Origin of the sequence: Pengzhenrongella phosphoraccumulans, assembly GCF_045689905.1 — a bacterium.
Taxonomy (GTDB): domain Bacteria; phylum Actinomycetota; class Actinomycetes; order Actinomycetales; family Cellulomonadaceae; genus Pengzhenrongella; species Pengzhenrongella phosphoraccumulans.
In genome coordinates this window covers 3250490-3266110 of the sequence record NZ_CP144210.1, presented here as the reverse complement: position 1 = coordinate 3266110, position 15621 = coordinate 3250490, and the positions used below count along the sequence as shown (strand labels likewise).

Sequence of the window (15621 nt, the reverse complement as noted above, 5' to 3'; positions counted from 1 at the left end):
CGAGAAGCAATATTGATAGTTCCGTAACTTTCGGTTGCGGAACTAGCTCGGCTCTGTTACGTTACTACCAGAGCCGCAAATAGAGAGTTGGTCCTCATGTCCGAGTCAATGCTGGCACCCCGCCGGCCCGGTGGTCGCGGGAGTGACCGTGGTCGTCCCCGCGACCCGGACATGGACCAGACGATCCTGCGAGCCACCGTCGAGCTGCTCTCCGAAGTCGGCTACGTGCAGGTGACCGTGGCGGAGGTCGCGCGTCGGGCGGGGGTGAGCAAGCCCGCCATCTACCGTCGGTGGTCGCAGAAGTCCCAGCTCGTCGTAGAGGCGATGGTCACCCAGATGCGCCCCGGCAAGGACAACGACTCGGGCAACGCCGCCGACGACCTGCTCGCCCTCACCGAACAGCTCATCGACACCCTGACCCACACACCGCTCGGGCGCGTGCTGCCCGGCCTGGTGGCCGAGATGGCCGCCGATCCCGTGCTCGCGGCCAGCTACCGCGACCTGGTCATCAAGCCCAACCAGGCCCACTGGCGCGCCGCCATCGAACGCGGCATCGCCCGCGGCCAGCTCTCCAACCAGACCGACGTTGACTTCGTACTCAACACCCTTGTCGGCCCCCTGTACTTCAGCCTCCTCATCACCGGCGAGCCCATCGACCCCGGCTACGCCCGCACGGCCGTCGATCTGGTCCTCGCCCGCTACGGCGCCGCCGCCGGCTGAGAACCCGACTGATCCACACCGCTGCACCACAGCACCCGCACACCACAGCACCCGCGTGGATCCCGCACGCCCACTTTCACCTCGCCCCTCTCCCCGTGCACCACCCACCACCCCCTCAGACAGGACCGGCATGACCAGCAACGTGACCATCACCCCTCCCCACACCACTGCCGAGACGGCCACCACGACGTCGGCGATCGCCTCGGCGCGGGGGCTGGTCAAGACCTACGGCACCGGGGACACCGCGGTGCAGGCCCTGGCGGGCATCGACGTGGACTTCGCCCGCGGGGAGCTGACCGCGATCATGGGCCCATCCGGGTCGGGCAAGTCGACCCTGATGCACTGCATGGCCGGCCTGGACACGGTCACCGCCGGCACGGTGGTGATCGACGGTGAGGACGTCGGGTCGATGAACCAGCGCCAGCTGACCAAGCTGCGCCGGACCCGGTTGGGGTTCATCTTCCAGGCGTTCAACCTGGTCCCGACCCTGACCGCGGCGGAGAACATCACGCTGCCGCTGGACATCGCCCGTCGCCCGGTCGACCGCACCCTGTTCGACGCGATCGTGACCGCCGTCGGCCTGGAGAAGCGGCTGAACCACCGCCCGTCCGAGCTGTCCGGTGGGCAGCAGCAGCGGGTGGCGTGCGCCCGGGCCCTGGTCGCGCGGCCCGCGGTGATCTTCGCCGACGAGCCCACCGGGAACCTGGACTCCACGTCCGCCACCGAGCTGCTGGGCTTCTTGCGCCGGTCGGTGGACGACCTGGGCCAGTCCGTGGTCATGGTCACCCACGACCCGCGCGCCGCCGCGTACGCCCACCGGGTGCTGTTCCTGGCTGACGGCCGTCTGGTCGCCGAGCTCACCCACCCGACCCAGGCTGGAGTCCTGGAGATCCTCGGCTCCCTCAACGCCGCCGACGACACCGCCACCGCCCGTGAGCTCACCTCGGTCGGTGCCTGATGGGCCGCGTCGCGCTGCGCGGGATCCGCGAGCACCTGGTCCGGTTCCTGCTGTCCGTCCTGGCCGTGACCCTCGGGGTGGCGTTCGTGGCCGGCACGTTCTCGTTGCGCACCATGATGAGCTCGACCTTCACCGGGATCGTGGAGTCCTCCTTGACCGCCGACGCGTACGTGCGCGGCGCCGAACCCGCCGCCGGGCTGAGCACGACCGGCACCACCGGCGAGACCCGCAACACCATCCCGGCCACCCTCGCAGGCACGATCACGGGCGTGGACGGCGTGGATCGGGCGTTCGCGGACATCTCCGGCCCGATCGTGCTGGTCGGGGCGGAGGGCACCGCAGTGCAGTCCACCCATTCTCCCAGCTTCGGGGGCGCCTTGGACCCCGGCGACACAACCGCAACCGTCGTCGACGGCCACGCCCCCACCCAGTCGGGCGAGATCGCCCTGGAATCGGCAACCCTGGATTCCTCCGGCCTGAGCGTCGGCGACAAGACCCAGGCCGTCATCGCCGGCGTCATCCAGGACGTCCACGTGGTCGGTGAGGTTTCCCTCGGCGGGCCGATGGCCGGCGCCACGATCGTGTACCTCGACGCGGCGACCGCGACCACGGCCTACTCCCCGGACGGCATGGTGCCGACCATCAGCGTCTATGCGGGACCGGGTGTTTCCGAGGCCGACCTGGTCGCGGACCTGGCCCCCGTCCTGGCTGCCGCCAAGGAGGCCCCCGCACAGGCCCTGACCGGTGACGCGATGCGCGCCGAGGCCCGCACCGACATCGAAGGCCAGCTCGGCTTCGTGCAGACCTTCATGCTCGTGTTCGCCGGGATCTCGCTGTTCGTGGGCGCGTTCATCATCTCCAACACGTTCTCCATGTCGGTGCGCCAGCGCATGCGCGAGTTCGCCCTGCTGCGCGCCCTCGGCGCGTCCCCCACCCAGGTGTTCGCCTCCATCCTCATCCAGGCCGCCGTCGTGGGCCTGGCCGGCTCCGCCCTGGGCATCGCCGCCGGCCTCGGCCTCGTCTCCCTGCTGCGCATCGCGTTCGAGAAGATGGGCATGGACCTGTCCGGGTCCATCCCGCTGAGCACGACCACCGTGGTCATCTCCCTGCTCATCGGCACCGTCGTGAGCGTCATCGCCGCGGCCCTGCCCGCCCGCCGCGCCGCCCTGACCGCCCCGGTCGAGGCCATGCGCGACGCCACGGGAACCGAGAAGTCCCTGCGCAACCGCACCATCGCCGGCGTGATCGTCTTCGTACCAGGCATCGCCGGGCTGATCGCGGCCCTGCTCGCGCCGGAGTCCAACGGTTCCACCCTGCTCGGCCTGGGTGCACTCGCGCTGGTGGTCGGGGTGCTGCTCCTGGCACCCGTCATCGCCAAGCACACCCTGGGTGTCCTGGCCGCGGTCTTCGTCACGGGCGTCAAACCCCTGGGCCGTCTGGCCCGCGGCAACGTGATCCGCCACCCGAGGCGCACCGCCAACACCGCCGGCGCCCTGATGATCGGCATGGCCCTGGTCGCGGCCGCCTCGGTCCTGGCCGCCTCCGCCACGGCTTCCACCCGGTCCATCGTCGAGGCCGGGTGGATCTCGGACTTCTCCATCCAGTCCGCCACCGGCAACGTCCCGATCGGCGCCGTCGCGGACGTCCGCGGCCTCGACTCCGTGGCCGCCGTCGACGTGATCAGCTTCGGACCCGCCGTCGCGGCCGGACCGGGCGAGACCGCCTCGCCCGACAGCCCGACCATGGTCGTCGGGATCCCCCCCGCTGCGTTTCACCGCAGCGTCACCATCGACACCGTCGCCGGCTCGCTGGACACCCTCGCCAGCGGCCAGATCGCGGTCAAGAACGACACCGCCACCGAGCGCGGTTGGTCGCTCGGTGACCAGATGACGTTCACCACGCCGGCCGGCATCACCACCGCCCGCATCGGCGCTGTCGTGGACACCCAGCTGATGGGCTCCCCGATCATCGCCTCCGACGACCTGCTCGCACAGGTCGTCGAGCCCGCGAAGACCACGGTCGAGGACCTCCTCATCACGGCCGCACCCGGCACCACCCCTGCCGCGCTGCGCGCCGATCTGGTCGCCGTGGCCGCCCCCTACGTGGTGCTCTCGGTGCTGGACGTCGAGGACTTCGCCGCGGCCCTGGCCGACCAGGTCAACCAGATCCTGGTGATCCTGTACGCGCTGCTCGGGCTGTCGATCGCCATCGCGATCCTCGGCATCGTCAACACGCTCGCGCTGAGCGTCATCGAACGGACCCGCGAGATCGGCCTCATGCGCGCCGTCGGTCTCGGCCGGCTCCAGCTCGCGGGGATCATCACCATCGAGTCCGTCCTGACGGCCGTGTTCGGCACCGTCGTGGGCGTCGTCGTCGGGGTGAGCGTGGCGGCCGCGATGCCGACCGTGTTCGCCGACCTCGGCCTAACCACGCTCGCGATCCCCTGGGTCCAGCTCGCCGGCATGGTGGCCCTGGCCGCCGTCGTCGGGGTCCTGGCCGCACTCTGGCCCGCGACCCGAGCCGCCCGACTGCCCGTCCTCGACGCCGTCTCCTCCGACTGAGGCCCCCCATGACGACCACCCGGCCCGAAACAACCCACCCGAGAACCGAGGCGCACACCATGCCAGCCATGCGACGAACCGTCGTCGGACTCCACCTGTACAACGCGGTCTCGGCAGTGGGCTGTGGGATCGCCCTGATCACGGGCGGCCTCGGCGTCCCGACCGACCTGCTCCGGCACACCCCGTTCGAGTCGTTCGTCGTACCCGGGATCTTCCTCGCCGCGATCATCGGCGGCAGCGCGACGATCGGAGCCACCGCCCTGCTCACCCACCGGCGGCGGGCAACGGTCATCAGCGCGGCAGCGGGCGCTGTCATGGTCGGCTGGATCGCCGGCGAGACCGTCCTCGTCGAAGGCTTCAGCTGGCTCCAGGGCCTGTACCTGCTCACCGGCGCGATCGTCGTGGTCGCCTCGCTCCGCCTGGCCCAGGCGGAGCGGTCCCACACCAACCAGGAGATGCTCCGATGAGAACAGTGGTGCGGTGGTTTGTCGTCGTCGTGACGGTCGGGCATGGCCTGATCCACCTGCCCGGCGCGGCCAAGGGACTGGGCTGGGTCGAGGTGGCCGCCCTACCCGAGCCGATCAGCCCAGCGATGGGCGCCGCCTGGCTGACCGCCGGGGTGACCGTCGTGGCCACCGGGGTGCTGCTCGCCGCCCGCAACCGCCAGTGGTGGGTGGCCGGCACCCTCGCCGTCGTGGTCTCCCAGGCCGTGATCATCACCTCGTGGGACGACGCCCGGACCGGCACGCTCGCGAATATCCTGCTCCTGGGCGCCTTGGGATACACCCTCGCCTCCCGCGGCCCGGCAAGCTACCGCGCCGAGTACCAGCGGCGAACCGCCGTCGCGCTCGGCGAGCCCCACCCGGGAACGGGCGCTGGGGCAGTGGTGAGCGAAGCCGACCTGGCCCCCCTCCCGGACCTGGTCGCCGAGTACATCCGCCGGTCCGGGGCCCTCGGCCAGCCTCGGTTGGTGTCCGTGCACGCCCGATTCCACGGCCGAATTCGGTCGGGTGCCAGCGCGCGCTGGATGACGTACACCGGTGAGCAGGTCAACACGTTCGGTCCCGCACCCAGCCGGTTGTTCTGGATGGACGCCACGATGCTCGGCCTGCCGGTCGACGTCCTGCACGTCCTGGTGGGCCCGACGGCCACCATGCGCGTCAAGGTGTGCTCGGTGGTGCCGATGGTCAACGCCGCAGGGCCCGACATGGACCGGGCCGAGACCGTGACCCTGTTCAACGACCTGTGCATCCTGGCCCCCGCGGCGCTGATCGACGCACCGATCACCTGGCAACCGCTGGACGACCACCACGTGCGCGGGGTGTTCACCAACGGCGCGCAGACCGTTACGGCCGACCTCACGTTCGCCAACGGCGACCTGGTCGACTTCGTCTCCGACGACCGCATGAGCACCACCCTCGACGGCGCCACCACCCCACAACGCTGGTCCACACCCGTGCGGGCCTACGCATGCCTCGGTACCAGGCGGCTCGCCACCTCCGGGGAGGGGCGCTGGGCGTCCGATGCCCACGGCGAGTTCGCCTACCTCGAGTACCGCCTCGACTCGATCACCTCAAATCCCGCGCCGACCGACCCGCCCGACCCCAATCCCAGCACGCCACCGCAGGTCACTACGGAAACGAGGCGAGATTCGCATTCATGAGTCTCGAGTGGAGCACGACGTCGTTCGCACACCGCAGACCGTCGAACTGGGCACGTGGTGGGCCGACGCGATGAGTTGAGCGGTCGTGCGGCAGTCCCGGGACAGGTCGATCAGACCCGCTCCTGACCGACGATTCGGCTCGTCGTCGTCGCGAATCACGACCCCAATGTCGCCAAGAGCCGAGTACATCCGGACTTCCACCCAGACGACGAGTCCGCCGCGGTCGACCACCGTGTGCGCCTCGTGCGCCTCGGCGCGCGCCGGACGATCATCAGCCAGGGCACCCTGCCCTGGGGCTTGCTCACCGACCCGGACGGCGACTCCCGTCTATTCCTGCATGCGAGATCCATTGTGAGGGCGAAAAATGAACCGGCGACCGGGCAGTCATGACAGCCGCGCGTTTCGGAGGACGTTTGACCCCGATCCCGTTCGAGTGCCGAACCTACGGTCAGGCATGGCAAAAATGCTCGGCGGCAAGGTAGCGGACTTGGTTGAGAGTCCGGCTGTCCCCGACATCTTGCGGCGTCCCTACCTCCTCACAACCGTGATCCTCGTGGTCATTGCGGTCTCGATCGCCTCGAGCGCAGTAGCGGCCGCTCTGGGTTTCCCGCGGGGAACTGTCGAGATCTTCGCCGAAGCCGCGTTGGCATGCATTGCAGCCGTCGTGTTGACCCGTTTCCGTCTATGGCGAACCGTCGGCTTCCGCGCGCTCGCGCCGCGCGATCTGCGCCTGTACTGGGTACCGCTGTTCCCGGTACTCGTGATGGTGCCCTCGGTCGCCTCCCGGGTCGGTGACATCGGCCTCAAGCAGGTCGGCTTCTACCTCGTATTGGCGGCACTGGTCGGCTTCACAGAAGAAGTCGCTTTCCGCGGCATGATCCTGCAGTCAATCTCCCGCCGAGGGCCGTGGCAGGCGGCGATCATCTCGGCCGGAAGCTTTGGGCTCATGCACTCGCTCAACATGTTTGCTGGCGCTGACCCGACCGGAACCGGGATCCAAGTGATCTACGCGAGCGCGCTCGGATTCTGTTTCGCCGCGATCACCCTGCGCACCGGTGCCATTTGGCCCTTGGTCATCATTCATGGGTTGACCGACGTCGTGGGATTCACCGCGTCCCGCAGTACGATTCCTGGCGCAGTTTCAAGCGTGGACTTGCTGATCTATTCCACGTACATTGTCTTGTTTGCGGGATACGGCGTAATTCTGATGCGGCAAACGACTCCACCCACCGCGCCTTCACGAACGGACCCTTCACCAAGGTGAGGCGAGCTTGACGACGTCGCCGCCTCGCTTGCCTTGCCCTGGCGCGATCGTGGCGTTCGAATGGAGTGCTGCGTCCCCTGGACGACCAAGGCCTCGCCGACCTCATCCAGGCCATGTGGGTGATCGCCGAGATGTGGCTGGCCATGGGCGAACTGGCCGAAACCCCCGACGAGTCCGCGGACGGCGAACGACTCCTCCGCCTCGTCCTCGAGCCGTACTTGATCACCGGCTCGATCACGCCGCGCTGACTGCGCCTCTGGGTGGCCACCAGCGGGTTCCTATCAAGTTGAGTGCACCGAACCACAACGCAGCCGTTCTACCTCTATCTGACCCGATGAGGCGCCCGCATCCGGCATCCAACCGCCGTGACAACTCGATCGCTCCCAGAAGTGATAACATTCTTAATTATGGGAACGGATGGAGCACGCAAGAGCAAGGTAATCCTGCATCCGCAGCGACTGCGCATCATCCGCACCCTAGCTGCGGGGGCGCTGACCACGAAGGCTCTCGCCACGGCGGTCCCCGACATCCCTCAGGCCAGCCTGTACCGGCACCTGAGCACGCTGCTCGAGGCCGGCGTGATCGAGGTCGTGGCCGAACGCCCCGTGCGCGGTGTCCTGGAGCGCCGTTACGCCCTTGTCACCGGGGCCGCGATGCTGAGCGGCGCGGATCTGGCCGACGCGACCCGCGAGGACCACTTCCGCTTCTTCTCGATGTTCGCCACCGACCTGATCGGTCAGTTCAGTCGCTACCTCGACCGAGACGTCATCGACCTCGAGGCCGACGGCGTGGGGTACCGCGAGGCGGTGCTGCACCTGACGGACGACGAGTTCGCCGCGTTCATCACCTCACTGCGCGCCCTCCTTGCTCCCCTCGCGCAGAACGAGGCCGGCGATGGCCGCACGCCCCGACTGCTCGCCACCGTGCTGTTCCCGCTCGACCCCACCCAGAAGGAAGACCTGTGACCGCGCTTGAGCTGGACACCGATCTGCAGAAGTTGGCCGCCCAGTCCCGCGTGAACGGAATCGCCGTGCTGGGCGTTCCCGTGGTCGTGTTCCTGGCGCTGGCCATGTGGCTCGGCCCGCCTCAGGTGGTGCCCGCGGCCCTCGGCGCGGCGGGCTGGATTCTCGCCCTCGCGCTGCGTCAACCCGTTGCGCTGATCGCGAGCCGGCTCACGACCAAGGAACGGGCCACGACCGTCGTCGGGCTGGCATCGGGCCCGGCAGAGGAGAGCGTCCGGCTGCTTCTCGTCGTGCTGGTCCTGCGCAGCAGCCCCGCCGCGGCGTGGGCGGGCGCGGGCTGGATGGCGATCGAAGTGGTGATGATCGCCGTCAATGTGCTCGTGATCGCGAGCCTGCTGACAAAGGACGGCCCCAAGTCCGTCGAGCTTCGAGAACTCCTTCTCGACCAGGCCGGGCCGCAGAGCACCGGCCCGTTCTGGGCGATCCTTGAGCGCTTCAGCGCCGCCGGACTGCACCTCGGGTTCACCCTCCTGATCTTCGCCCAGCCGTGGCTGGTGCTGGTCACGGTCGTGGTGCACACGCTCACGAACATGCTGGCCGTTCGCTACGCGAAGCGCTCCGTCGCTCGCGTCGAGCTCGCCGTGCTCGGTACCGCGATCGTGGTGCTCGCCGCCGGCATCGTCGCCTCGGGTATCGCCGTCGTGGGGTGAGGCTTCCGAATCCGCTGCTGGCGCGCAGCCGCGGCGGATTCCCTGGACTGTCTGGAAGCTGCGCTGCTCTAGAACCCGCACTGCCTAGAAGAGGAATGTCCTGATGCCCTCCAACCTGTCCTCGCTCCCCGTCGGCGTCCTCGTGGCGCTGGTCGTCGTCGGCCTGGTCCAGATCACCCTCGAGGTGATTGCGCTGCTCGATCTCTACCGCAGGCCGACCGACCGGGTGCTGCTCGCGAACAAGTGGGTCTGGGTGGCGGTCATCGTGCTGGCGAACATCATCGGTCCGATCCTCTACCTCGTAACCGCGCGCAAGCCGGCCGCGATCGACGAGATCTCAGCACCGGCCGGGACGTCATCGACGCGCACCGACACGATCGCCGACGCCCTGTACAGCCCGCGCAGCGATACGGAGCGGGCATGACCGCCGCGATCCTCACCGCGGGGCTGACGAAGGTCTACGGCGACAAGCGCGCGCTTGACGGCGTGGACCTGGTGGTCGAGGAGGGCTCGGTGTTCGGGTTCCTCGGACCCAACGGGGCAGGCAAAACGACCATGCTCCGGCTTCTGACCGGGCTCGCCCGGCCCACCGCCGGCTCGGTGCAGATCCTCGGGCGCGACGTCGCCTCGACCAGCAACTGGGTTCGTGCCCAGATCGGTTTCCTGCCCGACGTCCCGGGCTTCTACGAATGGATGACGGCGCAGGAGTTCCTGCGGTTCGCCGGGGGGCTGTTCGGGATCCGGGGGCCGGTCCTGGACGAACGGACCGGGATGCTGCTCGACCTGGCGGGGCTGTGCGGGGTGACCACGAAGATCGGCGGGTTCTCGCGCGGCATGAAGCAGCGGCTCGGGGTGGCCCAGGCCCTCATCAACGCGCCGCGCCTGCTGCTGCTCGACGAGCCGACCAGCGCTCTCGACCCGATGGGCCGCAAGGACGTGCTGGACATGCTGGCGTCGCTTCGGGGGCGCACCACGGTGTTCTTCTCCACGCACATCCTGGCCGACGTCGAGCGCGTGTGTGACACCGTCGCGATTCTCGACCGCGGTCAGGTGGTCGCCCATGGACACATCGACGAGCTCAAGGCGCGCTACGGGGTCCAGAAGGTGGTGGTCGAGGTGACCGACAGCGCCGACGAGCTCGCCCAGGAGATCGAGCTCGAACCCTGGGCGACCACCGTCACGCGCAGGCCGAACGGTGCGATCGAGATCACGGTGACAGACATGGACAAGGCACAACGGCAGATCCCGGCGATCGTCGCGGCCCGCCAATCGGGGTTGTCCCGCCTGGAGGCAGGCGAGCTCGGCCTCGAAGAGGTCTTCGTCGACCTCGTCGGCGGTGACCGGCGATGAGCGGGTTCGTGGTGTTCGCCCGCAAGGAAGCCTTCGAGATCCTGCGCACGTGGCGCATCTGGGTGCTTCCCGGGATCCTGCTGTTCTTCGCGCTGACCGGACCGGTCATGGCCAGGTTCACTCCCGAGATCGTGGCCGCGTTGGCCGCCGACCAGCTCGGTGGGCTGCAGCTGCCGGATCCGACCTATCTCGACGCGTATGCGCAGTGGATCAAGAACTTGTCCGGCACGGCCCTGTTCGCACTGATCATCGTCTATGGGAGCATCGTCTCGGCAGAGAGCAGGAGCGGGACCGCGGTACTGGTGCTCACCAAGCCGGTCTCGCGCACCGCCTTCGTCGTCGCCAAGGTGGCCGTGCACTCGGCATTCCTCGCGATCCTCGTGGTCGCCGGGACGCTGGTGACCTGGGGGCTGACGGCGGCCGCCTTCGGGAACGCGCCCGGTTCGGCGCTGTGGTCCTCGGCACTGACGTGCCTCGCGCTCGGGATCCTCTTCATCGCCCTGATGACGTTCTTCTCCGTGGTCATCCGGGCCGCGGCCGGCGCCGCCGGAGCAGGGCTCGGGGCGTATGCGCTGCTCTCGATCGCCGGGGTATGGGAGCCGCTGGGTCGGTACACGCCGGCGGGTCTTGGCGCGGCGGCTACCTCAATCGCGGCGGGGCGCGACAGCGCGGTGCTCTGGCCGGTGCTCACCTCCCTGCTGCTCGCGGTCGGCCTCGTCGCGCTCGCGGCAGGGGTGTTTCGGCGCAACGAGCTGTAGCCGCGAGCAAATCGCCAGGATCGGAAAATGTCCCTGTGGACTCCGACAGACAATCGAACGTCTCCATGACAGAACGTCTCCATGACCCTGGCCCTTTACGAGCAGGGAGTCGAGGCTTACCTGGGCGCCTCGAACCCGACGCCCCACCCGACATACGAGGAACTCTTGCACCGCGTCGTGTCGCTGCTTCCAGCAGGCTCACGCATGCTCGAAATCGGAACCGGCCCCGGACACGACGCGCTCTTCTTCGAACAACACGGTCTTCTTGTCCAACGGTCCGACGGCACCCGGGCCGACCTTTGGCTGGACCGCGGTCAGCCTTGAGCATGTCCAAGGACGACCCGCGCCGTGGCTCTACCTGATCTGCACACAGCCGCCGCAGCAGCAGATACCCGACCCGGTCCTGCTGGACGAGAAGCAATCTTGATAGTTCCGTAACTTTTGGTTGCGGAACTAGCTCGGCTCTGTTACGTTACTACCAGAGCCGCAAATAGAGAGTTGGTCCTCATGTCCGAGTCAATGCTGGCACCGCGCCGCCCAGGTGGTCGCGGGAGTGACCGTGGTCGTCCCCGCGACCCGGACATGGACCAGACGATCCTGCGAGCCACGGTCGAGCTGCTCTCCGAAGTCGGCTACGTCCAGGTGACCGTGGCGGAGGTCGCCCGTCGGGCGGGGGTGAGCAAGCCCGCCATCTACCGGCGGTGGTCGCAGAAGTCCCAGCTCGTCGTGGAGGCGATGGTCACCCAGATGCGCCCCGGCAAGGACAACGACTCGGGCAGCGCCTCCGAGGACCTGCTCGCCCTGACCGAACAGCTCATCGCCGCCTTGACCCACACACCGCTCGGGCGCGTGCTGCCCGGCCTGGTGGCCGAGCTGGCCGCCGACCCGGTGCTCGCGGCCAACTACCGCGACCTGGTCATCAAGCCCAACCAGGCCCACTGGCGCGCCGCCATCGAGCGCGGCATCGCCCGCGGCCAGCTCTCCGGGCAGACCGACGTCGACTTCGTGCTCAACACGCTCGTCGGCCCTCTGTACTTCAGCCTGCTCATCACGGGCGAGCCCATCGAGGCCGGTTACGCCCGCACGGCCGTCGACCTCGTCTTTGCCCGCTACGGCGCCGCCACCGACTGACCCCCGACCCTCCGCCCCACCACACCGCAGCACCCGCGTGGATCGCGCACGCCCACTTTCGCCCCGCACCACCCCCATGCACCGCCCATTACCCCCTCAGACAGGACCAGCATGACCAGCAACGTGACCATCACACCTCGCGAGATCCCCTCCCAGACAGCTACCTCGACGTCGGTGATCGCCTCGGCGCGGGGGCTGGTCAAGACCTATGGCACCGGGGACACCGCGGTGCAGGCCCTGGCGGGGATCGATGTGGACTTCGCCCGCGGGGAGCTGACCGCGGTCATGGGCCCGTCCGGGTCGGGCAAGTCGACCCTGATGCACTGCATGGCCGGGTTGGACACGGTCACCGCCGGCACGGTGGTGATCGACGGTGAGGACGTCGGGTCGATGAACCAGCGCCAGCTGACCAAGCTGCGCCGGACCCGGTTGGGGTTCATCTTCCAGGCGTTCAACCTGGTCCCGACCCTGACTGCGGCCGAGAACATCACGCTGCCGCTGGACATCGCCCGCCGCCCGGTCGACCGCACCCACTTCGACGCGATCGTGGCCGCCGTCGGCCTCAAGACCCGCCTGCACCACCGCCCGTCCGAGCTCTCCGGCGGCCAGCAGCAGCGCGTCGCATGCGCCCGCGCCCTGGTCGCCAAGCCAGCGGTGATCTTCGCCGACGAGCCCACCGGGAACCTCGACTCCAAATCCGCCACCGAGCTGCTGGGCTTCCTGCGCCGGTCGGTGGACGACCTGGGCCAGTCCGTGGTCATGGTCACCCACGACCCCCGCGCCGCGGCCTACGCCCACCGGGTGCTTTTCCTCGCCGACGGCCGTCTGGTCGCCGAGCTGACCAACCCGACCCAGGCCTCGGTGCTGGAGATCCTCGGGTCCCTGAGCTCGGTCGACGACGCCGCCAACGCCCGTGAGCTCGTTGCGGTGGGTGCCTGATGGGCCGCGTCGCGCTGCGCGGGATCCGCGCCCACCTGGTCCGGTTCGCCCTGTCCGTCCTGGCCGTGACCCTCGGGGTCGCTTTCGTGGCCGGCACGTTCTCGCTGCGCACCATGATGAGCTCGACCTTCACCGGGATCGTCGACTCCTCCATGCCCGCCGACGCGTACGTGCGCGGCGCCAAACCCGCCGTCGGGATGAGCACGACCGGCACCACGGGCGAAACCCGCAACACCATCCCGGCCGCCCTCGCGACCTCGATTGCGGGAGTCGATGGTGTGGACAAGGCGTTCGCGGACATCTCCGGCCCTGTAGTGCTGGTCGGCGCGGACGGCACCGCGGTCCTGTCCACCCAGTCACCGAGCTTCGCCATGGCCCTGTACCCCCAGGACACCACCCTGAAGGTCGTGCACGGCCGCGCACCGGCCGGGCCGGGCGAGATCGCCCTGGAATCCGCGACCCTGGCCTCCTCCGGGCTAGCCGTGGGCGAGCAGACCAAGACCGTGGTGGCCGGGCAGATCCACGACGTGCAGGTCGTCGGCGAGGTCTCGTTCGGAGCCCCGGCAGCCGGAGCCACCATCGTCTACGTCGATGTGGCGACCGCGACCGCGGCCTACTCCCCGGACGGCAGGGTCTCCACCATCTCCGTGTACGCCAACCCCGACGTGTCCGAGGCGGACCTGGTCGCGAATCTGACCCCCGTGCTCGTCGGCCAGAAGGCCGCCGCGGCCGAGGTGTCGACCGGGGAGGCGATGCGCGCCGAGGCGCGCACCGACATCGAGGGCCAGCTCGGGTTCGTGGCGACGTTCATGCTGATCTTCGCCGGGATCTCCCTGTTCGTGGGGGCGTTCATCATCTCCAACACGTTCTCGATGTCGGTGCGCGAGCGGATGCGTGAGTTCGCCCTGCTGCGCGCCCTCGGCGCGTCCCCCAGCCAGGTGTTCGCCTCCATCCTGACCCAGGCCGCCGTCGTGGGCCTGGTCGGCTCCGCCCTCGGGATCGCCGCCGGGCTGGGCCTGGTCTCCCTGCTGCGCATCGGCTTCGAGATGGTCGGCATGGACCTGTCCGGGTCCATCCCTCTCGACACCTCCACCGTCGTCATCTCGCTGGTCATCGGCACCGTCGTCAGCGTCGCCGCCGCGGCCCTGCCCGCCCGCCGCGCCGCACTGACCGCTCCGGTCGAGGCCATGCGGGAGGCCACCGCGACCGAGAAGTCCCTGCGGACCCGCACGATCGCGGGCCTACTCGTCGTCGTGCCGGGTGTGGCCGGTCTGATCTCGGCCCTGGTCGCACCAGAGTCCAACGGCGCGACGCTGCTCGGCCTGGGTGCGCTCTGTCTGGTGGTCGGGGTGCTGCTCCTGGCGCCCGTGATCGCCCGGCACACCCTGGGTGTCCTGGCCGCGGTGTTCGTCGCCGCCGTCAGGCCGCTGGGTCGCCTGGCCCGCGGCAACGTGATCCGCCACCCGCGGCGCACCGCGAACACCGCCGGCGCGCTGATGATCGGCATGGCACTGGTCGGGGCCGTCTCGGTCCTGGCCGCATCCGCCACCGCCTCCACGAAGTCCATCGTCGACGCCGGGTGGACCTCGGACTTCTCCATCCAGTCCGCCACCGGCAGCGTGCCGCTCGGCGCCGTCGCGGACGTCCGCAGCCTCGACTCGGTCGCCGCGCTCGACGTGCTCAGCTACGGACCGGCCATCGCCGCCGGACCGGGCGAGACCGCCTCGCCCGACAGCCCGACCATGGTCGTCGGTATCGCTCCGGCCGCGTTCGGTCGCAGCGTCGCCATCGACACCGTCGCCGGCTCGCTCGACACCCTCGCCGACGGCCAGATCGCCGTCAAGAACGACACCGCCACCGAGCGCGGCTGGTCGCTCGGCGACCAGGTGTCGTTCACCACCGCCACAGCCACCACCACCGCCCGGATCGGCGCGATCGTCGACACCCAACTGATCGGCTCCCCGATCATCGCGTCCGACGACCTGCTCGCGCAGGTCGTCGAACCCGCCCAGACCACCATCGAGGACCTCTTGGTCACCGCGGCCCCCGGAACGACCCCGGCCGCGCTGCGCGCCGACCTCGTCGGCGTCGCTGCGCCCTATGTCGTGCTCTCGGTGCTCGACGCCGAGGACTTCGCCGCCGAGCTGGCCGACCAGGTCAACCAGATCCTGGTGATCCTGTACGCGCTGCTCGGGCTGTCGATCGTGATCGCGATCCTCGGCATCGTCAACACCCTGGCGCTGAGCGTCATCGAGCGGACCCGCGAGATCGGCCTCATGCGCGCCGTCGGCCTGGGCCGGCTTCAGCTCGCCGGGATCATCACCATCGAGTCCATCCTGACCGCTGTGTTCGGCACCGTCGTCGGCGTCGCCCTCGGGGTGGCCGTAGCGGCGGCGCTGCCTGGAGTGTTCACTGGAGTCGGCCTGACCACGCTCGCGATCCCGTGGGCGCAGCTCGCCGGGATGGTGGCCCTGGCCGCCGTCGTCGGGGTCCTTGCGGCGCTGTGGCCCGCGTCCCGCGCCGCCCGCCTGCCCGTGCTCGACGCCGTCTCCTCCGACTGAGGCATCAACGTGACCACCACCCGACCGCGCACCAGCCACCAGAG

The 15621-nt window shown here is 69.3% G+C and carries 17 protein-coding genes; all 17 read left to right on the top strand.

Going from position 1 to position 15621, the window contains the following annotated elements; translation table 11 throughout:
* Positions 1–171: 171 nt before the first annotated feature.
* The 17 genes from VTA80_RS15060 (at position 172) to VTA80_RS14980 (ending at position 15577) form a co-directional block, all read left to right on the top strand.
* Complete coding sequence (locus VTA80_RS15060) at positions 172–720, top strand: TetR/AcrR family transcriptional regulator (RefSeq protein WP_407341902.1); 549 nt, start codon at positions 172–174, stop codon at positions 718–720.
* A 130-nt stretch (positions 721–850) separates the two neighbouring features.
* Positions 851–1678, top strand: a complete 828-nt coding sequence (locus VTA80_RS15055; RefSeq protein WP_407341901.1) for an ABC transporter ATP-binding protein — start codon at positions 851–853, stop codon at positions 1676–1678.
* Positions 1678–4239 carry an ABC transporter permease gene (locus VTA80_RS15050; protein ID WP_407341900.1) on the top strand — a complete coding sequence of 854 codons (2562 nt, stop codon included), beginning with the start codon at positions 1678–1680 and terminating at the stop codon, positions 4237–4239. Before VTA80_RS15055 ends, VTA80_RS15050 begins: the two co-directional genes overlap by 1 nt.
* A 68-nt stretch (positions 4240–4307) precedes the next feature.
* Positions 4308–4706, top strand: a complete 399-nt coding sequence (locus tag VTA80_RS15045; RefSeq protein WP_407341899.1) for a hypothetical protein — start codon at positions 4308–4310, stop codon at positions 4704–4706.
* Entirely contained in the window at positions 4703–5902 is a 1200-nt protein-coding gene (locus VTA80_RS15040) for a DUF6544 family protein (RefSeq protein WP_407341898.1), read from the top strand. Before VTA80_RS15045 ends, VTA80_RS15040 begins: the two co-directional genes overlap by 4 nt.
* A 132-nt stretch (positions 5903–6034) precedes the next feature.
* Complete coding sequence (locus VTA80_RS15035) at positions 6035–6292, top strand: VOC family protein (RefSeq protein ID WP_407345788.1); 258 nt, start codon at positions 6035–6037, stop codon at positions 6290–6292.
* A 64-nt stretch (positions 6293–6356) separates the two neighbouring features.
* Positions 6357–7166, top strand: coding sequence for a CPBP family intramembrane glutamic endopeptidase (locus VTA80_RS15030; protein WP_407341897.1), 810 nt, complete (start codon positions 6357–6359; stop codon positions 7164–7166).
* 65 nt (positions 7167–7231) lie between these two features.
* Entirely contained in the window at positions 7232–7414 is a 183-nt protein-coding gene (locus VTA80_RS15025) for a hypothetical protein (protein WP_407341896.1), read from the top strand.
* 159 nt (positions 7415–7573) lie between these two features.
* Positions 7574–8131, top strand: coding sequence for a helix-turn-helix domain-containing protein (locus VTA80_RS15020; protein ID WP_407341895.1), 558 nt, complete (start codon positions 7574–7576; stop codon positions 8129–8131).
* Positions 8128–8838 carry a hypothetical protein gene (locus tag VTA80_RS15015; protein WP_407341894.1) on the top strand — a complete coding sequence of 237 codons (711 nt, stop codon included), beginning with the start codon at positions 8128–8130 and terminating at the stop codon, positions 8836–8838. The genes VTA80_RS15020 and VTA80_RS15015 overlap by 4 nt, the downstream gene beginning before the upstream one ends.
* A gap of 103 nt (positions 8839–8941) precedes the next feature.
* Entirely contained in the window at positions 8942–9262 is a 321-nt protein-coding gene (locus VTA80_RS15010) for a PLD nuclease N-terminal domain-containing protein (protein ID WP_407341893.1), read from the top strand.
* Positions 9259–10188: an ATP-binding cassette domain-containing protein gene (locus tag VTA80_RS15005; RefSeq protein WP_407341892.1), complete on the top strand. Its 930-nt coding sequence runs from the start codon at positions 9259–9261 to the stop codon at positions 10186–10188. The genes VTA80_RS15010 and VTA80_RS15005 overlap by 4 nt, the downstream gene beginning before the upstream one ends.
* Positions 10185–10946 (top strand): ABC transporter permease, encoded by a 762-nt coding sequence (locus tag VTA80_RS15000; protein WP_407341891.1) that lies wholly within the window; start codon positions 10185–10187, stop codon positions 10944–10946. The genes VTA80_RS15005 and VTA80_RS15000 overlap by 4 nt, the downstream gene beginning before the upstream one ends.
* Positions 10947–11027: 81 nt before the next feature.
* Positions 11028–11270 (top strand): hypothetical protein, encoded by a 243-nt coding sequence (locus VTA80_RS14995; RefSeq protein ID WP_407341890.1) that lies wholly within the window; start codon positions 11028–11030, stop codon positions 11268–11270.
* Positions 11271–11528: 258 nt separating this feature from the next.
* Entirely contained in the window at positions 11529–12077 is a 549-nt protein-coding gene (locus VTA80_RS14990) for a TetR/AcrR family transcriptional regulator (RefSeq protein WP_407341889.1), read from the top strand.
* A gap of 111 nt (positions 12078–12188) precedes the next feature.
* Complete coding sequence (locus VTA80_RS14985; protein WP_407341888.1) at positions 12189–13016, top strand: ABC transporter ATP-binding protein; 828 nt, start codon at positions 12189–12191, stop codon at positions 13014–13016.
* On the top strand, positions 13016–15577 hold the full coding sequence (locus VTA80_RS14980) for an ABC transporter permease (RefSeq protein ID WP_407341887.1): 2562 nt from the start codon (positions 13016–13018) through the stop codon (positions 15575–15577). The genes VTA80_RS14985 and VTA80_RS14980 overlap by 1 nt, the downstream gene beginning before the upstream one ends.
* The last annotated feature ends 44 nt before the right edge of the window (positions 15578–15621 follow it).